This is a genomic window from Streptomyces sp. NPDC047042, assembly GCF_040644035.1.
GTDB lineage: Bacteria > Actinomycetota > Actinomycetes > Streptomycetales > Streptomycetaceae > Streptomyces.
Genome location: NZ_JBEYVP010000004.1, coordinates 76,994 through 99,084 on the forward strand (window position 1 = coordinate 76,994; position 22,091 = coordinate 99,084).

The window sequence follows — 22,091 nt, forward strand, 5'->3', positions numbered from 1 at the left end:
ATTACGCCCGTATGCCCGTACGCCATGGTAGGAGTCCCGGTCGGCCGGCCCGCCCGGTGCCTCGGCGCGTCAGGCGTCGGCGTGGCCGAGGTCGCCGCCGAGTTCCCGGGAGGCATCGGCCTGGGCGAGGAGTTCGCGGGCCTTGGCCGAGACGCCCTCGATGGCGTCGGCGCCGGCCACGAAGCGCAGCGGCGGCTGGTCCCGGCCGGCGAGGGTCAGCAGAGCGTGGGCGAGTTTGGCGGGGTCGCCGGCTGCTGCCCGTTGATGCTGCTCCTCGAAGTAGCCGGCGAAGGAATTACCGGCGTTGTTGATCAGCACGTCGATGCGGCCGAAGCGGTCGACGGCGGCCTGTGCGGCCGCGTGCGCGTCGTCCAGGCTGGTGACGTCCAGTTAGACGGCCGGCAGGTTGTCCTGCGGGCCGCCCAGGGTCTTCTCGAGCTCCTCGGGGCGGCGCCCGGCGCCGGTGACGAGGATGGCCTTGCTCATGATGGATTCCTTACTTCGGACCACGCGTACGGCGGCCGGGCGGAGACGTATGGCGCGCTGCCCTGGGTCGTGTGGTGAGCCCGCCTTCCATGCAGCCACCGGCCGCCGCCCCGCAGGCCGCCCTGAAGGGCACTGCTCCACCGGGGTCCGGCAGTACCCCGCAACCAGTGCCCCCGCGGCGGTAGGACTGCCAGTACCAGGCACAGCGGCTGTCCGGCGGACACAATGGCGGAGTGGACGAGACCCTGGGCACGGCGTTGCGCCGCTGGCGCGACCGGCTTTCTCCCCTCGACGTGGGACGGCCTTCGCGGCCCGGACGACGTGCGGTGGGGCTGCGGCGCGAGGAACTGGCGGAGCTGGCGGGGCTGTCGGTCGACTATGTGGTGCGGCTGGAGCAGGGGCGAGCCACGAACCCTTCCGCGCAGGTCGTCGCGAGCCTGGCCAGGGCACTGCAGCTGGAGCCCGTGGAGCGCGACCACGCCTACCGGCTGGCCGGCCTCCTCCCGCCCCAGGAGGGGACGATCTCCACCCATGTGCCGCCGGGGGTCCAGCGGATGCTGGCGCGCCTCGGGGAGTTCCCGGTGGGTGTGTTCAGCGCCGACTGGACCCTGCTGTCCTGGACGCCGGCCTGGACGGTGCTGCTGGGCGACCCCGGTGGCCTGGCACCTGCCGAGCGGAACCTGGTGCGGGCGGTCTTCGCCGCGGGGTCCGGCGGGTTCACGGCGTGGCCCGTGCTGCCCGAGGGCGACGCCCTCAACCCCGCCCTCGTCGCCGATCTGCGCGCGGCTCTCGTCCACTACCCGCGTGACCGTCAGCTGAGCGACCTGGTCGCGGAACTGCGCTCCACGAGTGCGGAGTTCGCCCGGTTGTGGGAGGAGGGTGGGGTCGGTGCGCATGTCTCGGCCCGCAAGACCGTCGTACACCCCCAGGTGGGTGAGGTGATCTGCGACTGCGATGTTCTCACCGTCCCGGGCTGCGACGTCCGTCTTGTCGTCTACACGGTGGCCGCGGGTTCCGCCGACGCGGAGAAGCTGGAGTTCCTGCGGGTGACGGGCGGCGTCAGCGCCGACGGCTCCTCCTCCTCGGGGCCCGGTCTGTTCTCGGCGCCGTGAGATCGCTCAGTCTGAGGATCGATCAGTCGTCGTTCCTGGCGTGCTCGCTCGGCAGCAGTGTCTGGCGTGCCCAGAGGCTCAGCAGCGCCGTCCCGCCGAACAACAGCGGCACCAGGACACCGTTGGGAGGGGCCAGCACGTAGCCGAGGGCCGTGACCGTGCAGACGGTGAGAGGGACGAACGCCGCCGCACCCTCCATCCCCCAGCGCAGGGTCGGCCGGGCAGTGCCCAGGACGCTCGCCCCGCCGGGCACCCAGGGGCCGAGGGCGACCACCAGCAGGCCCGCCGTGTCGCAGGCGTCGGCCAGCTGACGGGACATCGTGTCGGGGCTGTGGGGGCCGACCGTCCACAGTCGCAGGGTGTCGCCGGCCAGCATGAGGCACAGCCCGATGATCCCCACCCACACGGTGACTCTCTGGTCGCTGTGCACGAGACGGCGCAGGGCGAACAGGAAACTGAGGAAGACGAGTTCCGCCGCCCAGAGGACACCGACCAGCCCCGCGCCGAGCCGCCAACCGTCACCGGCTCCCTGCAGCAGCACCCATCCCGTCATGAACACGGCCCCGGCAGTGACGATGCCGTCGAGCACGCGCCGCAGCAGCACGTGCCGGCCCTTACCGGCGTCGGCCGCGACCACCAGACCGGCCATCCCCAGGCCCACCGCCAGCGTCACTCCGGTGATGACCACCGAGCCGAGCAGTGCGGGCTCGTCCCGTTCCGCGCCCGGAGGCCGGGCCGACAGCACGCCGACCGCCCCCCGGTACACGCCCCCGGCCACCGCCGAACCTCCCATCAGCAGCAGCCGCGTCCGCACCCGTCCGCTCGTCCCCCACGCACGGAGCACGAGGGAGGCCGCCAGTCCGCAGCAGCCGATGGACGGCCCGTGGGCCAACAGCCGCGCGGCCACGCTCCCGGCACCCCCCGGCCCGCCGAGGACGACCGCTGTTGCCACGAGGCAGACGACTGCCACCCCGCCCCAGGCCCACGCGCCGGCCCGATGGCGGAGACCCGCCCGGACCATGGGCACTGCCGACGACCTCCCCAACCCCGTCATCGGGTGCGCCTTCCCGCCGGTCCCCGCCCGCGGGGCCTTTCCTGCAGCCCTCGGATCCATTCGCAGACCGTAGAAGACCGGCCACCCGCCCCGAACTGAACAATCGCCTCATTCACTCGTTCTACGTAAGGGAGGTGCACTTGCTGTCCATGGGGGAAATCGAGTTCCTGCAGTTCGGCGGGATGGCGAAGCCGTCCACGCGCTCCCTCCGGCGGCCGTGCGCTACTGGCCGACGGTTGCCGGCGGCGGGGTCCAGCGGCTCTTGGGCGGAATGGTGCCGCTGACTCCGAAATCGTTCTTGAGGTGTTCGGGAATCGCGTAGTGCATGACACGGCCGCGGGTGAGAGCGGACAGTTCGAAGACGCTGGTCAGGTGGCCGAGCCGGTCCAGGGCCCAGCCCGCCATGGGCGAGCGGTCCTCGATGGTCTCCAGCACTCCCAGCAGAGTGGGGGCGGCCTTGACGACGGTGTCCCAGTTCGTGCGGGGGACCTGCAGCCAGTCGGCGCAGGTGTCGCCCATCAGGTAGCGGATCAGGGCGGAGACGACCGGGTCGAAGAAGGTGCCGGGCACGACTTCCTCGTAAAGGTCGATGAGCTGGCGGGTGAGCTGAACGCCTTCCTCGCTGGGGCCCATGTGACGGGTCATGTACAGGTCGGAGAACTTGCGCGCCGCCTGCAGGTCCTTGGGCACGTACCGCTGGTCGATGCCGAGGATGGCGCCGACCACCCGCCACGCGTAGTAGTACGACTCGGCGCCTTCGTTGCTCATGTGGATGCCGAGACGGTGCAGGGCGTCGAGGACCTGGATGGAGAACATCATCTGCCCGCCGATCATGTCCTCCTGACAGATCGGCGTACCCAGGGCGGCGGTGTCCCAGCGGTCCTCCCGCTTCAGGTGGTGGCGGATCGAGGCATGCAGCAGCCGTACCTTCTGGGCTGCGGGGATGAAGCGGCTGCCCGCCTCGAACGCGTCGGGCTGCATGAGGTAGACGGTGAACTGGCCCGTCTCCGCCATCCGCTTGGAGGGGTACTTCAGCGCATGGGTGGACGACAGCAGCTTGGCCACATGGGGCAGGACGTAGCAGGCGGGCATCGAGGCGAACGACAGCGCGGTGGAAATGTGCACGTTGTTGTCAATGAAGAACAGCCGTGCCTTCTCCATCTCGCCCCAGTCCACCCAGGAGGGCGGGGTGCTGGTGGCGTTCAGGTACTCCCGGGCGACGTCGGGCAGCCCTTCGGGAAGGTCCTGCCCGACGGTGGAGACGTACCGCATGAGGGTGTTGAACATGCCGACCTCTCCGCGCTCGAACAGTGTCGCCACGGTCGCGTCGGCGAGTTCGTCCCCTTCGGTGCGCAGGGCGTCCATGGACGCATGGGTGTAGGACATGGTGCTCCTGAGTGTGGGGTGGGCCGGTCGGTTCGGTCAGTGGGTGCGGGCGGCCGAGAGGGTCGCCAGCGCCGACAGTGCGCGACGTGCTTCGGTGGTCAGGTCGGCGTCGGCCAGGGCGTCGTGTGCTTCCCGCAGCCGGGCGGTGATCATGTCCTCGACGCGGGCGACGGCCCCGGTGCGGTGAGCGATCTCCCGTACCCGTTCCACCTGCCGCTCGTCGAGGTTCGTCTGCCCGAGCAGTTGGCACAGCTCGTCGTGTTCCGCCCCGGTGGCGTGGGTGAGGGCGTGGGCCATCAGCGCGGTGGGGCGGTTCCCGGCCAGGTCGTCGGCGGGGTCCTTGCCGGTCTGTTCGGGATCGCCGAACAGGCCCAGCAGGTCATCGCGCAGTTGGAATGCCTCGCCCAGCGGCAGGCCGTAGTCGCTGTACGCCCGCAGCAGCCGCGGTGGGGCACCGGCGAGCAGGCCGCCGATCTGCAAGGGGTGTTCGACGGTGTATTTGGCGGTCTTGTAGCGGATCACCTTCACCGACGCGTCCGCGTCCGGCTCGGCTCCGGTGCGCAGGACCTCCAGGCACTCACCGGCCACGAGTTCGCGGGCGAGAACCGCCCACAGGGGCCGGGCCCTGCTCAGATAGGCACCGGGCAGGCCTGAAGTGGTGAACAGCTGCCCGGCCATGGACATCAGCAGATCACCGACCAGCATGGCCAGGGCGCGGGCGCCTGCCTTCGGCCGCGAGTGACCGGTGAGGATCTCGCGCAGGGCGATGTGCCCGGTGGGCCGGCCGTGCCGGGTGCGGCTGTGGTCGATCAGGTCGTCGTGCACGACGGCGGCCGCATGGACCAGCTCGACCGCGCAAGCGGCGCGCACCAGCTCCTCGCTGTCGGGCTGACCGGCCCCGCGCCAGCCCCAGTAGCAGAACGCCGCCCTGAGCCGCTTGCCGTGGACGGTCGCACTGTGCAGCTGCTCCGCGACCGGCGCCAGGGAGACATCGATGTCAGCCAGCGCCTGAGCCTCCTCGGTGACGAACCCGTGAAGGACCTGGTCGATACGTTTCCGCAGGCGGGCGTGCTCTTCCAACTCGCTCACCGCCGCTCTGCCCCCTGGACGCGAGCGGTGACGGCACGGGCGAGTACTTCCATGTGGGCCGGCGCCGTGGCCCCGTGCCGGTCCAGCAGCAGGCGGCCGCGTGCCTTGGTCTCCTCCTTGCCGTCCGCCAGCAGGTCCCCCAGATCGGCGCGGCGCAGCAGGCCGCCGACGCCGCCCAGGGCGCGGCTCAGCCCGGAGACCGCCAGGTCGGCGAGGCCGGCCATCAGCGCCACCGTGTCCTCGGTCAGGCCCGGCCTGCGGCCGTTGTCGTGTGTCACAGCTTGTCCCCCTGTGGCAAGGCCGGCACCCGCTCCGGCCGGTCGGCACAGAGCGGCGCGCAGCGGTGTTCGCACTGCACGATCCGAGTCTGACCACCGAACACACCTCAAGTAGCCCGTATGCACTTTCGAGTGATCTTCTTGAAGATCCCGACGGGCAACAGGCGACGACTGGTAGCGCGAACACCTGTGCCCACGCCGGACGTTGGAGATGTGTCGCGCACGAGCGAGGGAGCCGGTCCCGGGTGTCCGGGACCGGCTCCGCCCACCGCTCGTCGTCTCGCGTGTCGGCTACTGGGCCGTGAAGGTCCACAGCAGGTTGGTGCTGGTGTCGAACGTCCACTGCTTGGCCACGGAACCCGAGGACACGTTGCCGCCCCCGTCGAGGGCCAGGCCTGTGGTGCGGTTGGTGATCGAGTAGCGGCCGGCGCCCCGGTGGGTGATCGTCCACTGCTGGTTGCTGCCGCCGTTCCAGGCCGCCTGCCGGGCGGCGGAACCGTCGGACGTGGCGCCCCAGCCGTCGGCCACCATGCCGTTGGTGCGGTTGACCAGCCGGTAGTAGCCGTTGCCGGCGTCCACCGCCTGCCACTGCAGGTTGGAACTGCCGTCCCACGTCCACTGCTTGAGGTTGGATCCGGAGGCGACGTTGCCGCCGCTGTCCAGCGCGAGGCCGTTGGTGACGTTGGCGACCCGGAAGTAGGTCGCGGGGTTGAACTGGACTCTCAGTGAGGCGATCTGGTCGTTGTTGCCGGTGACCCTGAGGTCGGGATTGTCGGCGGTGAAGGTCCACGAGGTGCCGGTGAAGTTGTCGCCGGAGTAGCCGACGAGCCGGTAGCCGGGGGCCAGCCAGAGCGAGGAGGTACTGAGCGACCCCACGCCGGCCTGCTGAAGCTGAGCCGCGGTGTAGTCGCCGACGGCGAGCACGGCTCCGGTGCCGGAGTAGTTGACGTCGGTGAAGGTGACGGCGCCGGTCTGCGGCCGGAGGCTGGGGATCTGGCCGGAGAAGGTGAGCTTGAGGACGTAGGCGTTGGCGGTGTACGGCGCCGAGGAGGGCAGCGTCACCGTCAGCCCGGAGGAGGTCTGTGCGGGCGTCGCCAGGTTGATGTAGTTGCCCGCCGTCGAGTCGAGCAGTTTGACCGACGTCAGCGACGAGAGGTTGATCTGGCCCGAGGCGAGCGTCTTGATCGTCACCGAACTGCCGGGCCAGCCCAGGACGGTGGCGTACAGGACATTGTTCGCCTTGTTGCGGGTGAAGCGGATGTCCTGTGCCGTCCCGGCGGTCGGGTTGGTGAAGGAGCCGCCGCCCATCTTGGTCGGGCCTTCGCCGTACGCGGTCCAGGCGCGGGTCGAGTACACCGACTCGCCGAAGCGCTTCAGGTAGTCCCCCATGCCGAGCAGGATGTCCTTCTGCGCCTGGGGGATGGTGCCGTCGGCCATCGGCGCGATGTTCAGCAGCACGTTGCCGTTCTTGCTGATCCGGTCGATGAAGGAGTGCAGCATCTGCTTGGCGCTGTAGTAGCCGATGCCCTGCGTGTAGCACCAGCTCGAGTTGGAGATGCTGTCGTCGGTCAGCCAGTACGGGGTGGTGAGATCGCCCGGCCCGCCCCGCTCGTAGTCGAAGACCTCGCCCTTGCCGTTCATGCCGTCCTTGTACGTGGCGACGACCTCACGGCCCCAGCTGTTTGCCTGGTTGTAGTAGTACGACAGGAAGTTCAGCCGCTGGGTCTCGTCGACGGCGTCCAGCTTGAAGTCCTGCCAGAGGATGTCGGGCTTCGCCCGGTCGATGACCTCCTTCAGCTTGTCGTACCAGAGCTGGTTCTCCGCCGCCGCGCCGAGCTGCCCGTACAGCTTCTTCAGGCTGGGGTCGGTCTGTGCGGGCGCGAACTCGTAGAAGCCGTTGTAGTTGTACGCGTGGTGCATGGCGACCAGCAGCTTGAGACCTTTGGCGCGGATGGCCGTGGTGAACAGGTTCAGCAGGTCCAGCTTCGGGCCCTTGGCGACCGAGTTCCACTCGTTGACCTGGCTGTCCCACATGGAGAAGCCGTCGTGGTGCTCGGCGACCGGTCCGGCGTACTTCGCGCCGGCGTCGACGAACAGCTGCGCCCATTCGTCGGGGTCGAAGTTGCCGCCCGCCGACTTCAGCTTCGGGGCGAACTGGACGGTGTTGCCGGCCAGGTCCTTCGCTCCGTTGATGAAGTTGTGGTACGGCCAGGCGGAGGGCTGGCCGTAGGTCTCGATGTGGTGCTGGTTGGCGTTGCTGCCGCTCGCGTACATGTTGCGCGGGTACCACTCGTTGTCGTACGCGGGAACGCTGAAGACACCCCAGTGGAAGTAGATGCCGAACTTGGCGTCCTGGAACCACTCCGGAGCCGGCGGGTGCTGGTCGACCGAGTTCCAGTCGGGTGTGTACGTGCTGGGCGCGGCCTGCGCGCCACCGGCGCCGAACAGGCCGCCGGCGACCGCCGCCGCGGCCACGAAGGTGGCGCTCGCGAGGAGCTGGCGCCTGTTGATCGAACTCGACATGGGACATCCCTGATGCGGAGGGGACGAGGGAGATGGCGTGTTACGGACGAAGGTCGTCCATGCGTCCCGGAGATGTCAACAATTGTGCCGCGATTAATGGGATGACTTTGACGCCCACCTCGCCATTTCGACTATCACCCATGCCCACAAACGGGAATTTCAGGGCAAAACCACCGAGGGGCTAGACAGGCCCTCACGTATCGACCTATACATACATCCCATCTCTCCGGTGCGACGACATGCGGTTGTCGCCCATGCGAAACATCTCCCGCTACGGGACCAGCGTGAGGAAGTACCGATGAAGGTCAGAACCACCCTCTGTTCAGCCGCCTCCGTCCTCTCCGCACTGGCTCTGCTCACCGCCTGCGGCGGCTCCGGCAGCAGCAGCGCGTCGAGCGACGGCACCCCGCTGGTCGGCGTCGACTACCCGCGTTCCGACACCGACTTCTGGAACTCGTACATCAAGTACACGCCGGAGTACGCCAAGGAACTCGGCCTCTCCCTGAAGACCACCAACTCGCAGAACGACGTCGCCAAGCTGACCGCCAACGCGCAGACGTTCATCAGCCAGGGCGTCAAGGGCCTGGCGATGGCCCCGCAGGACACCGCCGCCATCGCGCCGACGCTGGCGCAGCTGGAGGCGAAGAAGATCCCGGTCGTCACCGTCGACACCCGCCCCGACAGCGGCAAGGTCTTCATGGTGGTACGCGCCGACAACCGGGCGTACGGCGAGAAGGCGTGCCAGTACCTGGGCACCAAGCTCGGCGGCAAGGGCAAGGTCGTCATGCTCCAGGGCGGCCTGGACTCCATCAACGGCCGTGACCGCACAGAGGCGTTCAACGACTGCATGAAGAAGAGCTTCCCCGGCATCAAGGTGTTCGGCGAGGCCACCAACTGGGACGGCGCCGTCGCGGCACAGAAGCTGCAGACCGACCTGACCGCGAACCCGGACATCAAGGGCGTCTACATGCAGTCCAGTTTCGCGCTGGCCGGCACCCTCCAGGTCCTCAAGCAGAAGGGTCTGCTGGTCGACCCGTCGGACAAGAAGCACGTGTTCGTGGTCTCCAACGACGGTATCCCCGAGGAGCTCAAGTCCATCGCCGAGGGCAAGATCGACGCCACCGTCTCGCAGCCGGCCGACCTGTACGCCAAGTACGCCCTGTACTACCTGAAGGCCGCGATCGACGGGAAGACGTTCAAGCCCGGCAGGACGGACCACGACAGCACCATCATCCAGGTCCGTGAAGGTCTCCTGGAGGACCAGCTCTCCGCCCCGCTCGTCACCGCCGACGGCGGCACCTACGGCGGTGTCCCCAGCATCAAGAGCGACGACAAGTCCCTCTGGGGCAACAACCTCGGCTGACGGACCGCCAGGACTCCAGGACCAACGAACACAAGGCGGTTGAGATGAGCGACGGGGAGCGAGCAGTCACCCCCGCGCCCGCCCCGGCGGACGACGGACGGGCCCCGGCGGGCCCGCCCGTCGTCGAGGCGACGGGCATAGTCAAACGATTCGGTCCGACGGTGGCGCTGAACGGCGCCCGGATCACCATCAGGCCCGGCGAGACCCACGCGCTCGTCGGCCGCAACGGCGCCGGCAAGTCGACCCTGGTGTCCGTACTCACCGGGCTGCAGGCCCCGGACGAGGGCACGGTCACCTTCGGCGGCGCCCCGGCGCCCCGGCTCGCGGACCGTGACGCCTGGCGCGGCCAGGTGGCCTGCGTCTACCAGAAGTCGACGATCATCCCCACGCTGACCGTCGCGGAGAACCTCTTCCTGAACCGGCACGAGCACGGCCGGGGCCGGCTCATCACCTGGCAGGGCGTGCGGCGCCGGGCACAGGAACTGCTGTCGACCTGGTCGGTGGACGTGGACCCGCAGACCCCGGCCGGTGAACTGGACGTGGAACAGCGGCAGTTCGTCGAGATCGCGCGCGCACTGTCCTTCGGCGCCCGGTTCATCATTCTCGACGAACCGACCGCCCAGCTGGACGGCGCGGCGATCAACCGGCTCTTCGACCGCATCCGCGACCTGCAACGCCAGGGCGTGACCTTCCTGTTCATCAGTCACCACCTCCAGGAGGTCTACGAGATCTGCGACATGGTGACGGTGTTCCGGGACGCCCGGCACATCCTGACCGCGCCGGTCACCGAACTCCCCCGCACCGAACTCGTCGCCGCCATGACCGGCGAGGCGGCGGGCGACCGGCGCGCGGAGCGGGCGAGCAGCCTGGACACCGCTGCGACGGCGGCGCTGAGCGTCAGCGAACTGAGCGGTGACACCTACGAGGACGTCACCTTCCGGGTGCGCGCCGGCGAGATCGTCGGGCTCGCGGGAGCCGCCGGCAGCGGTCGTACCGAGGTCGCCGAGACCGTCGTGGGCCTCAGGACCGCGGACGGCGGCCAGGTCGCGATCGCCGGGCAGCGCCCCCGCCCGGGCAGCGTCCCCGCCGCGCTCGCCGCGGGCGCCGGTTTCGTCCCGCAGGACCGCCACCACCAGGGCTTCGTCCCCGGCATGTCGATCGCGGACAACGCCACCCTGTCCGTGCCCCACCGGCTCGGCAGGAACGGGTTCGTCAGCAGCCGCACCCGCGACGAGCTCGCCGAGGGGATGATCGAGAACCTGGCGATCAAGACGCCGGGTCCCGAGCTGCCCGTGTCGGCGCTGTCCGGGGGCAACCAGCAGAAGGTCGTCATGGCCCGCGCCCTGGCCGACGCCCCCCGGCTGCTGGTGCTGATCAACCCGACCGCGGGCGTGGACGTGCGCTCCAAGGAGTTCCTCCTCGGCAAGGTCGAGGAGACCGCGGAGACCGGGACCGGAGTGCTCATCGCCTCCGACGAACTCGACGACCTGCGGATGTGCGACCGGGTCCTGGTGATGTTCCAGGGCCGAGTGACTTCAGAGATCCCCCGCGGCTGGCACGACCACGACCTCGTGGCCGCGATGGAAGGAGTGGACCTTCATGCCTGAAACCGTTCTCGCCGAGACGCCCGCGTCGAAGGCCGCCGAGCCCGGGGCCCGCCGCACCGCGCTGTTCGGCGGCCGGATACCGGTGGCCAGACTGCGCGACCTCGCGCTCGTCCCCGCGATCGTGGTGATCGCGATCGTCGGACAGATCGTCAACCCGGTCTTTCTGCAGACCGACAACCTGATCAACGTTCTGCAGACGATGTCCGAGATCGCGCTGCTGGTCCTCGCGCAGACGATGATCCTGATCGTCAAGAAGATGGACCTCTCCCTGGAGTCGACCATGGGCCTCGCGCCCGGTGTCGCGGCCTGGCTGACCATCGGCAGCGCCGGACACGGCCTCGGGATCCTCCCCGGCGCCTGGGCGATCCCGGTCACCCTCGCCGTGGGCGTGCTGATCGGCGTGGTCAACTCCCTGCTGATCATCCGGTTCGGCCTCAACGGCTTCATCGTGACCCTCGGCATGCTGATCGTCCTGCGCGGTGTCCTGACCGGCATCTCGGGCGGCCAGACCTTCTTCCAGCTGCCGGAGTCGATGCTCTACCTGGGCACGGCGCAGTGGTTCGGGATGCCGGCGTCCATCTGGCTCTGCCTGGCACTGTTCGCCGTTGCCATCGTGGTCCTCGGCTGGACCAGCTTCGGCCGCTCCCTGTACGCCATCGGCGGCAACGTCGACGCCGCGAAGGCCGCCGGTATCCGTACCGACCGGGTGCTGTGGATCGTCCTGGTCGCGGGCAGTGTGCTCGCCGCCCTCGCCGGTCTGCTGCTGTCCGGGCGGCTGGCCTCGGTGGCCTCCGCGCAGGGCAACGGCTACATCTTCACCGTCTTCGCCGCCGCCGTCATCGGCGGGATCAGCCTCAACGGCGGCAAGGGCACCATGTTCGGGGCCTTCAGCGGCATCCTGCTGCTCTTCATGATCCAGAACGTGCTCACCCTGGGCGGCGTCCCCGCACAGTGGATCGGCGCCCTCAACGGCCTGATCATCCTGGTCGCGCTGATGATCTCGCGCATCACGGGCGGCAAGGTCCAGGACTGACCAGGCGGCCGTCGCCTGCTCCAGTCCACCGGGCCCACACGGCCGCCGACCCCCCACCGCCCCTCCCCCCTCTCGTCGCAGGGCCACGCCCCTGCCCCCTAGGAGTTGCCATGTCCTCCGCCGAGTCCCCCGTGTCCTCCGCGTCCTCCGTTTCTTCCACTCCGGCAGCCGCCCGCATCATCGCCCTGGATGTTCTCGACGTCCGCTTTCCGACGTCCGAGCATCTGGACGGCTCGGACGCGATGAACCCCGAACCCGACTACTCGGCGGCGTACGTCGTCCTGCGCACCGACGCCGGCGACGGACTGGAGGGCCACGCCCTGGCGTTCACCACGGGCCGCGGCAACGACGTCCAGGCCGCCGCCATCGCGGCCCTCGCCCCGCATGTGGTGGGCCTGTCGGTCGCCGAGGTCTGCGCCGACCTCGGCGCGTTCTCCCGCTCCCTGGTCCACGATCCCCAACTGCGCTGGCTGGGCCCGGAGAAGGGCGCCATCCACATGGCGACCGGCGCGGTCGTCAACGCGGCCTGGGACCTCGCGGCCAAGCGGGCCGGAAAGCCCGTCTGGCGTTTCCTCGGCGAGATGTCGTCCGAGGAACTGGTCGCCCAGGTCGACTTCCGCTGGCTCAGCGACGCGCTCACCCCGGACGAGGCGCTGGAGATCCTCAAGCGTGCCGAACCCGGCCGCGAGGAGCGCGTCGCCCGCCTCGTGGAGCGCGGTTACCCCGCGTACACCACCACCCCCGGCTGGCTCGGCTACTCCGACGAGAAGCTCGCCCGCCTCGCCCGCGAGGCCGTCGCGGACGGCTTCACCCAGATCAAGCTGAAGGTCGGCGCGTCCCTGGAGGACGACGTACGGCGCATGCGCACTGCCCGGGAGGCGGTCGGCGACGGCATCCGTATCGCCGTCGACGCCAACCAGAGGTGGGACGTCCAGCCCGCGATCGACTGGATGCGCGAACTGGCCCCCTACGACCCGTACTGGATCGAGGAGCCCACCTCCCCCGACGACATCCTCGGCCATGCCGCCGTCCGCGAGGCCCTCAGCCCCATCAAGGTCGCCACCGGCGAGCACATCGCCAACCGGGTCGTCTTCAAGCAGCTCCTCAAGGCGGGCGCGGTGGACATCGTCCAGATCGACTCCGCCCGGGTCGGCGGCGTCAACGAGAATCTCGCCATCCTGCTGCTCGCGGCGAAGTTCGGCGTGCCGGTCTGCCCGCACGCCGGTGGGGTCGGCCTGTGCGAGATGGTCCAGCACCTGTCGATGTTCGACTACGTCGCCGTCTCCGGCACGCTCGAGGACCGCGTCATCGAGTACGTCGACCACCTGCACGAGCACTTCGTCGACCCGGTGCGCATCGCCGACGGCCACTATCTCGCCCCCGCCCTTCCCGGGCTGAGCGCGCAGATGCACCAGGACTCCCTGAAGGAGTACACGTATCCCGACGGGCCGGTCTGGGCCTCGCGTGTCTGACGCACGAGGGCTGGTCGACGCCCACCATCACCTGTGGGACCTCGGCCGCCGACCACAGGCCTGGCTGGACGAACCCGGCCATGAACCCATCCGCCGTACGTTCGGTGCGGACGACCTGCGATCGTCCGCGACCCGGCCGATCGCCGGCCGGGAACTGCGGAGCACGGTGGTCGTCCAGTGCGTGACCTCGGTGTCCGAGACCCGGGAGCTGCTCGCCCTGGCCGGCACCGACCCGCTGATCGGCGCGGTCGTCGGCTGGGTGGACCTGACCGCACCGGCGGTCGCGGACACGCTCGACGAGCTGCTCGCCGGTCCCGGTGGCCCCTGCCTCCGCGCCCTGCGACACCTCGTCCAGGGGGAGTCCGACCCCGGGTGGCTGCAACGGCCGTCCGTGGAAAGGGGGTTGCGGGCGGCGGGCGAGCGCGGGCTGGCGTACGACGTGCTGATCCGCAGCCACCAGTTCGACCAGGCCGTCCGGCTCGCCGACCGCCTTCCCGACCTGCCGCTCGTGCTCGACCACGCGGGCAAGCCGCCCATCACGCAGGGCGATCTGGGCCACTGGGAACGGGGGTTGCGGCGGCTGGCCGCGCGTCCTCAGGTGCGCTGCAAGGTCTCCGGCCTCATCACGGAGGCGGACCGGCAGCGGTGGACGACCGCCGACATCCGCCCGGTGTGGGACGTGCTGCTGTCCGCCTTCGGCCCCGAGCGGCTGATGTTCGGCTCGGACTGGCCGGTGGCGAACCTCGCGGGCGGCTGGAACCGCTGGGCCGCGACCGTCGAGGAACTGCTCGCCGACTGCTCCGCCGAGGAGACATCGGCGATCCTCACCGACACCGCGACCGCCTTCTACCACCTGAACTCCCTTACTGCGAAGCCTCTTTGAGAGAGCCGACACCTCTTGTGAGAAAGGAGGGCACCTCGTGCTCCTGACCGACCTGCTGCACCCCGGGATCCTCGAAGCACTGGCCGGCGCGGGCCACGGCGCCCGCGTACTGCTCGCCGACGGCCACTACCCGGCGAGCACCGCGACCGGGGAACGCGCCCGGACCGTCCACCTCAACCTGGCCCCCGGCCTGCTGGACGTCACCACCGTGCTGGACGTCCTCCTGCGCGCCGTACCCGTCGAGTCCGCCCATGTGATGGTGCCGCCCGAGGGCGAACCGGAGCCTGGGGCCATCGCCGAGTACCGCGCCCGTCTGGCGCCCGTGCCGGTCGACACGCTCGGCCGCTTCGAGTTCTACGACGCCGCCCGCTCCCCCGACCTGGCGCTGGCGATCGTCACCGCCGACACCCGCACCTACGCCAACCTGCTGCTGACCATCGGCGTCCGCGCTGAAGGGACCCTGACCTCACGATGACGCTCGCTGTTCGTTACACCGCTGCCCGCACACTCGACACGGCACCGGCCGACATCTCGCCTCCCGGCCCCGGTGAGGTGGAACTCGCCCCCGCGTATGTCGGGATCTGCGGCACCGACCTGCACATCTTCCACGGCGACATGGACGCCCGCGTCGCCACGCCCGCCGTGCTGGGGCATGAGATGTCCGGCCGGATCGTCCGCGTCGGCCCGGACGTCGAAGGCTGGGCTCCCGGAGACGCGGTCACGGTGATGCCGCTGCGCTGGGACAACACCTGTCCCGCCTGCCAGGCCGGCCACCAGCACATCTGCCAGCACCTGGACTTCATCGGCATCGACTCGCCGGGCGCCATGCAACAGCGCTGGACAGTCCCCGCCTCCACTCTCATACGGCTGCCCGACTCCCTCCCGCTGGACAGCGCCGCTCTCGTCGAGCCGACCGCCGTCGCGGTGCACGACGTCGGCCGCGCCGCAGTAAAGGAGGGCCAGAAGGTCGTCGTGGTCGGCGGCGGGCCCGTCGGCATCCTCATCGCCCTGGTCGCCCGATCGGCCGGAGCCGACGTACGGGTGGTGGAACTCAGCGCCCACCGTCGCGCACTCGCCGAGCAGGCAGGGCTCACCGCCTGGGATCCGGCCGCCGCCGACGTACTCGAGCTGGTGCGTGAGTGGACCGGGGACGCGGGCGCGGACGTCGCCTTCGAGGTGTCCGGCGCGGCAGGCGGCGTCAACACCGCCGTCGACGTCCTCGGCGTACGCGGCCGGCTGTGCCTGGTGGCGATCCATCCCCGGCCCCGGGAGATCAACCTGCACCGCTTCTTCTGGCGCGAACTCACCCTGGTCGGCGCCCGGTTGTACGACCGTACCGACTTCGAGCAGGCCGTTGCCCTGGTCGCCGACGGGACGATTCCCGCTGACCTGCTGATCAGCAAGGTCGTCCCGCTCACCGAGGCCCCGGCCGCGTTCGAGGCCCTGGAATCGGGCGGCGACGTCATGAAGATCCTCGTGGACTGCGCCGACGACACCCAGGGAGCCGCCGTATGAGCGCCTTCGACCTCACCGGGAAACTCGCCGTCGTCACCGGTGCCCGGCGCGGCATCGGGCGTGCCATGGCCCGCGCGCTCGCCGAGGCCGGCGCGGACGTCATCGGCGTCAGCGCCAACCTGGAGGAGTCCGGGAGCGACGTGGAGAAAGACGTGCGAGCCGCCGGGCGTACCTTCGAGGCCATCCGCACCGACTTCGGCGACCCGGCCGCAGTCCGCTCCCTGGGCGAAGACCTCGCCGGACGCACGCGCCCGGTGGACATCCTGGTCAACAACGCGGGAACCATCCGCCGCGCCCCGGCCGCCGAACACACCCACGCCGACTGGGAGTTGGTCCTCCAGGTCAACCTCACCGCCCAGTTCACCCTCACCCGCGCCATCGGCAAGTCGATGATCGCCCGGGGCCAGGGCAAGGTCATCTTCACCGCCTCGCTGCTCAGCTTCCAGGGCGGGATCACCGTCCCCGGCTACACCGCCGCCAAACACGGCATCACCGGATTGACCAAGGCACTGGCCAACGAATGGGCCCCGCACGGCGTCAACGTCAACGCCATCGCGCCGGGCTACATCGCCACCGACAACACGCAGGCCCTCCAGGACGACCCCGCCCGCAGCCGCGCGATCCTGGAGCGCATCCCCGCCGGCCGCTGGGGCACCGCCGACGACCTCGCCGGAGCCACCGTCTTCCTCGCCTCCGACGCCGCCGCCTACATCCACGGCACCACCCTGCCCATCGACGGCGGATGGCTCGGCCGATGAACACCAGCCTCACCGACGTACTGGCAGGCGCACGCCTGATGCCCGTACTGACCGTGCCCGACCCGGCCACGGCCGCCCCGCTCGCCGAGGCACTCGCGGCGGGCGGGGCCCGATGCGCCGAGGTCACCTTCCGCACGCCGGATGCCGAACAGGTCGTCAAGACGATGGCCGCCCACGGCGGGCTGACCGTCGGCGCCGGGACGATACTCACCGCCGAACAGGCGGAACGGGCTGTGGACGCCGGTGCCCGCTTCGTCGTCTCCCCCGGCCTCGACGACGAAGTCATCGCCACATGCCGGGAGTTGGGCGTCCCGGTGGTCCCCGGCATCGCCACCCCCACCGAACTCATGCGCGCCCTGAAAGCCGGCCTCGACACGGTCAAACTGTTTCCCGCCGAAGCGCTCGGTGGCACCAGCACCCTCCGAGCCCTGGCGGCACCCTTCCCCCGGATGCGGTTCGTGCCCACCGGCGGGATCAGGGCCGAGGGCCTGGCCGCCTACCTGGCCGAACCCTCGGTCCTCGCGGTCGGCGGCAGCTGGCCGGCCACCCCCGCCCACCTCGAACGCGGCCAGTACGCCGAGATCCGCCGTCTGACCGCCGACGCCGTGGCCGTCGCCGTGGCAAGGAGCACGCCATGACAGCAGCCGACGTCATCGCCCTCGGCGAGGTCATGCTCCGCCTCGACCCCGGCGAGGGCCGCATCCGTACCGCCCGCACCTTCCAGGTCTGGGAGGGCGGCGGTGAATACAACGTCGTACGCGGTCTGCGCCGCTGCTTCGGACACCGCACCGCCGTCGTCACCGCCCTCGCCGACAACGCCGTGGGCCGGCTCGTCGAGGACCTGGTCCTCCAGGGCGGGGTCGACGCCTCGATGGTCTGCTGGATGCCGGACGACGGCATCGGCCGCAGCGCCCGCAACGGTCTCAACTTCGTCGAACGCGGCTACGGCATCCGTGGCGCCCTCGGCGTCAGCGACCGCGCGCACACCGCCGTCTCGCAGCTGCGCAAGGGGGACGTGGACTGGGACGCGGTGTTCTCCGCCGGGGCGCGCTGGTTCCACACCGGCGGTATCTTCGCGGGCCTGTCGGACACCACGGTCGACGTGGCCGACGAGGCGATGGCGTCCGCGCGCCGCCACGGCGTCACCGTCTCCTACGACCCCAACTACCGCACCAGCCTCTGGACCGGCCGAGGCGGGCCCGCCGCCGCCCGCGAAGTCGACCTGCGACTCGCCCGCCACGCCGATGTCGTCGTCGGCGCGCTCGGCCTCGCCGGGGAACACCCGGGGGCCACGCGCATCGCCGCCGACGAGGTGCCCGACGCGCTCGCCGAGATCGCGAGCCGACTGCCCACCGCAAAAGTGCTGGCCACCACCCTGCGCGAGGTGCCCTCGGCAGGCGTGAACGACTGGTCGTCGGCGGCCTGGTCCGCCGCGACCGGTCACGTCGCCGGTCCCCGCATGCCCGGCCTGCACGTCCTGGACCGCATCGGATCCGGCGACGCCTTCGCCGCGGGCCTGATCCACGGCCTGCTGGCCGAGGACGGGGTGGCGTCCGGCGCGCCCACCCTCTCCTGCCTGGAACGCGCCCTCGCCTACGGCACCGCCCACGGCGCCCTCACCATGACGACTCCCGGCGATGTCTCCATGACGTCGCTCGCGGAGGTGGAAGCGCTCATGGCGGGCGGCTCGGCAGCGGTCAGCCGCTGACAGCGCCGACCGGCAACCCCACGACAGACCCTTCCAAGGAGCGCATCCAGTGCGACACCGAAAGATCACGAACACTCCGGTCGAGCTGACCGAACTGGGCTTCGGCGCCTCCGTCATCGGCAACCTCTACCGGGCCACCCCGGCCGAGGACGCCTCCGCCGCGGTCGACGCGGCCTGGGACGCGGGCATCCGGTACTTCGACACCGCCCCGCACTACGGCCTGGGCCTGTCCGAACGCCGCCTGGGCGCGGCCCTGCGCCATCGCCCCCGGGACGAGTACGTGATCTCCTCCAAGGTCGGCCGCCTCCTCGTCCCCAACGAACACCCCACCGGCGTCGACACCGAAGGCTTCGTCGTCCGCGACGACCTGCGCCGCCAATGGGACTTCAGCCGCGACGGCATCCTGCGCTCCCTGCACGACACCCTCGAACGCACCGGCCTCGACCGCCTCGACATCGTCTACCTCCACGACCCCGACGACCACTGGCGACAAGCCGCCGACGAAGCCATGCCCACCCTCGCCGACCTCCGCGACCAAGGCATCATCGGCGCCATCGGCGCCGGCATGAACCAGACCGCCATGCTCACCCGCTTTCTGCGCGAAACCCCCGCCGACCTCGTCATGCTCGCCGGCCGCTACACCCTCCTCGACCAGAGCGCCCTCGACGACGTCCTCCCCGCCGCGACCGAACACCACAAAAGCGTCGTCGCCGTCGGCGTCTTCAACTCCGGCCTGCTCTCCCGCGACCGACCCGCCCACGGCATGAAATACGACTACCAGGACGCCCCACCCGAACTCGTCGCCCGCGCACAAGCCATCGCCGACCTCTGCGAACACCACGGCACCACCCTCCCCGCCGCCGCGGTGGCCTTTCCTTTCAGCCACCCCAGTATCATCAACGTCACCCTCGGCATGCGGAGCCCCGAGCAGGTGGCACGTAACGCGGAACCAGGCCGTCGGCGCATCCCCGAAGGTCTCTGGGCCGATCTTCGTACGCGGGGACTGATCAGGTCGGACGTGCCCGCGGAGAGCGGTCATGGAAGGAGTTCGCGTTGTCACTGACGGACAGGGCCATCGAACAGATCCGTGAGCTGATCCGCACCGGCGCGCTGCCCCCGGGATCGAAGCTCCCGCCGGAACCGGATCTGGCCGCACAGCTCGGGCTGTCGCGCAACCTGGCCCGTGAGGCGGTGAAGGCCCTCGCCGTCGCGCGGATCCTGGAGGTACGCCGGGGTGACGGCACGTATGTGACCAGCCTGCAGCCGAGGTTGCTCTTCGAAGGCCTCGGCGGGGCGGTGGAACTGCTCCAGGGGGACTCGGCGGCCCTGCAGGACCTCATGGAGGTGCGCAGGCTTCTCGAGCCGATGGCCACCGCGCTGGCCGCGACCCGGATCACCGACGAGCAGCTCGCCGAGGTCAAGGAGCACCTGGACGCCATGCGCGAGGCGCGCGACGACGTCGAGCGGCTCAACGCCCACGACGCGGCCTTCCACCGCGCCGTCGTCTCGGCGACGGGCAACGACACGCTGCTCACGCTCCTGGAGGCGATCTCCGGCCGTACGCTGCGCGCCCGAATCTGGCGCGGTCTGGTCGACGCCCAGGCCGCCGGCCGTACGCTCGCCGAACACGAGGCGATCTACCGGGCGCTGAGCACCCGGGACGCCTCCCTCAGCCAGGCCGCCGCGCTGCTGCATGTGAGCAGCACCGAGCAGGGGCTCAGAGACCACCTGACCTCGCTGAACCCACCGGTGGAATGAACAACCGCCCGGTCCGGTTACCGCCTCCGAAGGAGGCACGAGTGGAGACCACGACGTACACGTACTACGACCACGGGACGGCTTCGGAGCGCTGGGAGAGGGCCGGACTGTTCTTCGACGCCAAGGACTACGCCGGTGCGGCGCGGGTCCTGAGCGGGCTGGTCGAGGAGGTCCCGGAGCAGACCGCGCCCCGGCTGCTGTTGGCCCGCGCCTACTACCACTCGGCCCAACTGCGGCGCGCCGAAGCCGAGTTGCGGGTCCTCGTCGAGCGCGACCCGGTGGAGCAGTACGCCCGGCTGCTGCTCGGCCGCACGCTCCAGCGCCAGGGACGCCATGAGGAGGCCGCCCCGCACATGAAGCTCGCCTCGGCCCTCGCGGGCGACTTCGAGTAGGTCCACGGGGCACGGACCTCGAGAGACGGACAGCAGACGGCCCGGCCCCCCATTCCAAGGGGAAGCCGGGCCGTTTCTCTCGTACCGGCGCCTACTTCGCGCCGGCCCGCTCGCCGTACGTACGGTTGCCGCGCCGGTGGTCGATCTCGCCCAGGATCACATCGACGGCGATGAAGGCCGCCAGCGGAATGCCCAGCAGCGGGACGAAGTAGCCCACGACGGCCACGCCCGCCAGCAGCGGCACCAGAAGCAGCGGGGGCACCTGCTGCCAGGCGCCGCGCGGAATCGGACGGCCGAAGGCGGAGGCCCGGCCGCGCAGCCACCACATGCGGTAGCCCCACAGGATGAGCAGGACCAGGGAGAGCGCGAGGGCCATCAGCGCGAGCTGGTTGACGAACCCGAACAGGAGCCCGGTGTGGGCGTCGATGCCCCAGCGCGTCAGCTTGGCGAGCACCGGGAAGTCCGCGAACCGCAGGGTGTCGAGGACCTCCCCGGTCGACGGGTCCACGGCGACCGCGTCCTGCTTCTCGGGCCAGCTGCGCTGCGTCTGCTTCACGACGTAGGCGGAGGAGTCGTCGGCGGGCGGGACGATCTCGACGGGGTCGCTCAGGCCCTCGGCGCGGGCCGCGGCCAGCACCTTGTCGAGGCCGACACCGTGTTCGGCGGTGCTCCCGGTACCGGACGCCGCGCCATGGCCGGAGTGTTCGCCACCCGCCGCGGCCGAGACCGAGGGGGTGGACTGGCCGAGCTCGGTGCGCAGGACGTCGATGTTGGCACCCGCGTACGTCGACCAGGTCAGACCGGTGGCGGAGAGGAAGATGAAGCCGGCCGAGGCCCAGACGCCGACCGTGCCGTGCAGACCGAGGGTGCGACGGCGTCCACTGGTGCCGCGTACCTTGCGCTGGGTGCGGCGGCGGGCGAACCACAGCACCAGGCCGCCGCCCGCTATCACCCACAGCCAGCTCGCGGCGAGTTCGCTGTAGAGGCGGCCGCTCTCGCCGAGGTGCAGATTGCGGTGGAACTCGCTGATCCAGGTACGCACCGGGAGCGCGCCCGAGGACCCGTACTGTTCGAGTGCGCCCTCGACCTTCGCGGTGTACGGGTCGACGAACACGGCGAGCGTGTGTCCCTCACCGACACCGGGGACGCCGGACAGCATGACCCGCGTCGTGGCGTCGTCCTCGGGCGAGGGGCGTACGGCCGCGACGGTGCCCTCGGGGTGGGCCTTGCGGGCGGCGGCGACCTGCTCGGAGATCGGCAGCTTGGTGTCTCCTACGGATGACACGGTGAGCTCGTCGGCGTAGATGATCTTCTCGGCCTGGAACGAGGCCGCGTACAGAAAGCCGGTCAGTGCGGCGACCAGCAGGAACGGGGCGACGAGGACGCCCGCGTAGAAGTGCAGCCGCAGGACGAGCGGGCGGAGCGTGGCGCCCGCGGACGGCTTCGCCGGGGCGGAGGGCTTCGACGCGTCCGGTGAATCCGGTGACTCCGGGGATTCGTCCGTCGTGGCGGTGGGAGCGGTGGACATCGGCGGCTTCTCCGGTGGGCAGGGGACGGTGAGCGGGGAAGCCGGCGGTGGGGGCGACCGGCTGCGGGTGGGTGCGGCTGTTGAGCGGTCCAGCTGGGCTGTGGGGGACGGTTCAGTAGTCGGACCGCGGGTCGGTCGAGTTCCCG

The 22,091-nt window shown here is 70.4% G+C and carries 21 protein-coding genes and 1 pseudogene; 14 read left to right on the forward strand and 8 right to left on the reverse strand.

Features of this window, described 5'->3' with window-relative positions; genetic code table 11:
• Positions 1 to 69 precede the first annotated feature (69 nt).
• Together ABZ855_RS05455 and ABZ855_RS05460 are read right to left on the reverse strand one after the other, a co-directional pair.
• Positions 70 to 318, reverse strand: a complete 249-nt coding sequence (locus ABZ855_RS05455; RefSeq protein WP_360801314.1) for a hypothetical protein — start codon at positions 316 to 318, stop codon at positions 70 to 72.
• A 6-nt stretch (positions 319 to 324) separates the two neighbouring features.
• Positions 325 to 390 (reverse strand): annotated as a pseudogene (locus tag ABZ855_RS05460) (hypothetical protein); the annotation flags it as partial.
• A 329-nt stretch (positions 391 to 719) separates the two neighbouring features.
• Here ABZ855_RS05460 and ABZ855_RS05465 point away from each other — a divergent pair.
• On the forward strand, positions 720 to 1,598 hold the full coding sequence (locus ABZ855_RS05465) for a helix-turn-helix transcriptional regulator (protein ID WP_360801317.1): 879 nt from the start codon (positions 720 to 722) through the stop codon (positions 1,596 to 1,598).
• Between the two features lie 22 nt (positions 1,599 to 1,620).
• Here the strand turns inward: ABZ855_RS05465 and ABZ855_RS05470 are convergent, their stop codons facing one another.
• From ABZ855_RS05470 to ABZ855_RS05490, 5 genes are all read right to left on the reverse strand, one after another.
• Positions 1,621 to 2,619: a hypothetical protein gene (locus ABZ855_RS05470; protein WP_360801863.1), complete on the reverse strand. Its 999-nt coding sequence runs from the start codon at positions 2,617 to 2,619 to the stop codon at positions 1,621 to 1,623.
• Positions 2,620 to 2,874: 255 nt separating this feature from the next.
• Positions 2,875 to 4,038, reverse strand: a complete 1,164-nt coding sequence (locus tag ABZ855_RS05475; RefSeq protein WP_360801320.1) for an oxygenase MpaB family protein — start codon at positions 4,036 to 4,038, stop codon at positions 2,875 to 2,877.
• Between the two features lie 36 nt (positions 4,039 to 4,074).
• Positions 4,075 to 5,127, reverse strand: coding sequence for a polyprenyl synthetase family protein (locus ABZ855_RS05480; RefSeq protein ID WP_360801323.1), 1,053 nt, complete (start codon positions 5,125 to 5,127; stop codon positions 4,075 to 4,077).
• A complete protein-coding gene (locus tag ABZ855_RS05485; RefSeq protein ID WP_360801326.1) occupies positions 5,124 to 5,405 on the reverse strand; it encodes a polyprenyl synthetase in 282 nt (93 codons plus the stop codon). Before ABZ855_RS05485 ends, ABZ855_RS05480 begins: the two co-directional genes overlap by 4 nt.
• A 291-nt stretch (positions 5,406 to 5,696) precedes the next feature.
• On the reverse strand, positions 5,697 to 7,928 hold the full coding sequence (locus ABZ855_RS05490) for an alpha-L-fucosidase (protein WP_360801329.1): 2,232 nt from the start codon (positions 7,926 to 7,928) through the stop codon (positions 5,697 to 5,699).
• A 298-nt stretch (positions 7,929 to 8,226) separates the two neighbouring features.
• Here ABZ855_RS05490 and ABZ855_RS05495 point away from each other — a divergent pair, with 298 nt between their 5' ends.
• The 13 genes from ABZ855_RS05495 (at position 8,227) to ABZ855_RS05555 (ending at position 20,417) form a co-directional block, all read left to right on the forward strand.
• The gene (locus tag ABZ855_RS05495) at positions 8,227 to 9,291 is read left to right on the forward strand and encodes a sugar ABC transporter substrate-binding protein (protein ID WP_360801332.1); all 1,065 of its coding nucleotides are present in this window, start codon (positions 8,227 to 8,229) and stop codon (positions 9,289 to 9,291) included.
• A gap of 44 nt (positions 9,292 to 9,335) precedes the next feature.
• Positions 9,336 to 10,898 carry a sugar ABC transporter ATP-binding protein gene (locus tag ABZ855_RS05500; RefSeq protein ID WP_360801335.1) on the forward strand — a complete coding sequence of 521 codons (1,563 nt, stop codon included), beginning with the start codon at positions 9,336 to 9,338 and terminating at the stop codon, positions 10,896 to 10,898.
• The gene (locus ABZ855_RS05505; RefSeq protein ID WP_360801337.1) at positions 10,891 to 11,931 is read left to right on the forward strand and encodes an ABC transporter permease; all 1,041 of its coding nucleotides are present in this window, start codon (positions 10,891 to 10,893) and stop codon (positions 11,929 to 11,931) included. Before ABZ855_RS05500 ends, ABZ855_RS05505 begins: the two co-directional genes overlap by 8 nt.
• A 110-nt stretch (positions 11,932 to 12,041) precedes the next feature.
• A complete protein-coding gene (locus ABZ855_RS05510; protein WP_360801340.1) occupies positions 12,042 to 13,403 on the forward strand; it encodes an L-fuconate dehydratase in 1,362 nt (453 codons plus the stop codon).
• Complete coding sequence (locus ABZ855_RS05515; protein ID WP_360801343.1) at positions 13,396 to 14,286, forward strand: amidohydrolase family protein; 891 nt, start codon at positions 13,396 to 13,398, stop codon at positions 14,284 to 14,286. Before ABZ855_RS05510 ends, ABZ855_RS05515 begins: the two co-directional genes overlap by 8 nt.
• 37 nt (positions 14,287 to 14,323) lie before the next feature.
• Positions 14,324 to 14,761 carry an RbsD/FucU domain-containing protein gene (locus tag ABZ855_RS05520; protein ID WP_360801346.1) on the forward strand — a complete coding sequence of 146 codons (438 nt, stop codon included), beginning with the start codon at positions 14,324 to 14,326 and terminating at the stop codon, positions 14,759 to 14,761.
• On the forward strand, positions 14,758 to 15,801 hold the full coding sequence (locus ABZ855_RS05525; RefSeq protein WP_360801349.1) for an alcohol dehydrogenase catalytic domain-containing protein: 1,044 nt from the start codon (positions 14,758 to 14,760) through the stop codon (positions 15,799 to 15,801). Before ABZ855_RS05520 ends, ABZ855_RS05525 begins: the two co-directional genes overlap by 4 nt.
• Positions 15,798 to 16,559, forward strand: coding sequence for an SDR family oxidoreductase (locus ABZ855_RS05530; protein ID WP_360801352.1), 762 nt, complete (start codon positions 15,798 to 15,800; stop codon positions 16,557 to 16,559). The genes ABZ855_RS05525 and ABZ855_RS05530 overlap by 4 nt, the downstream gene beginning before the upstream one ends.
• Entirely contained in the window at positions 16,556 to 17,197 is a 642-nt protein-coding gene (eda, locus tag ABZ855_RS05535) for a bifunctional 4-hydroxy-2-oxoglutarate aldolase/2-dehydro-3-deoxy-phosphogluconate aldolase (RefSeq protein ID WP_360801355.1), read from the forward strand. The genes ABZ855_RS05530 and eda overlap by 4 nt, the downstream gene beginning before the upstream one ends.
• Positions 17,194 to 18,267 (forward strand): sugar kinase, encoded by a 1,074-nt coding sequence (locus tag ABZ855_RS05540; RefSeq protein ID WP_360801358.1) that lies wholly within the window; start codon positions 17,194 to 17,196, stop codon positions 18,265 to 18,267. The genes eda and ABZ855_RS05540 overlap by 4 nt, the downstream gene beginning before the upstream one ends.
• Before the next feature lie 49 nt (positions 18,268 to 18,316).
• Positions 18,317 to 19,330 (forward strand): aldo/keto reductase, encoded by a 1,014-nt coding sequence (locus tag ABZ855_RS05545; protein ID WP_360801361.1) that lies wholly within the window; start codon positions 18,317 to 18,319, stop codon positions 19,328 to 19,330.
• The gene (locus ABZ855_RS05550; protein WP_360801364.1) at positions 19,321 to 20,025 is read left to right on the forward strand and encodes a FadR/GntR family transcriptional regulator; all 705 of its coding nucleotides are present in this window, start codon (positions 19,321 to 19,323) and stop codon (positions 20,023 to 20,025) included. Before ABZ855_RS05545 ends, ABZ855_RS05550 begins: the two co-directional genes overlap by 10 nt.
• 41 nt (positions 20,026 to 20,066) lie before the next feature.
• The gene (locus ABZ855_RS05555) at positions 20,067 to 20,417 is read left to right on the forward strand and encodes a tetratricopeptide repeat protein (protein ID WP_360801367.1); all 351 of its coding nucleotides are present in this window, start codon (positions 20,067 to 20,069) and stop codon (positions 20,415 to 20,417) included.
• A gap of 91 nt (positions 20,418 to 20,508) precedes the next feature.
• Here the strand turns inward: ABZ855_RS05555 and ABZ855_RS05560 are convergent, their stop codons facing one another.
• On the reverse strand, positions 20,509 to 21,945 hold the full coding sequence (locus ABZ855_RS05560; RefSeq protein WP_360801370.1) for a PepSY domain-containing protein: 1,437 nt from the start codon (positions 21,943 to 21,945) through the stop codon (positions 20,509 to 20,511).
• Positions 21,946 to 22,091: the final 146 nt, after the last annotated feature.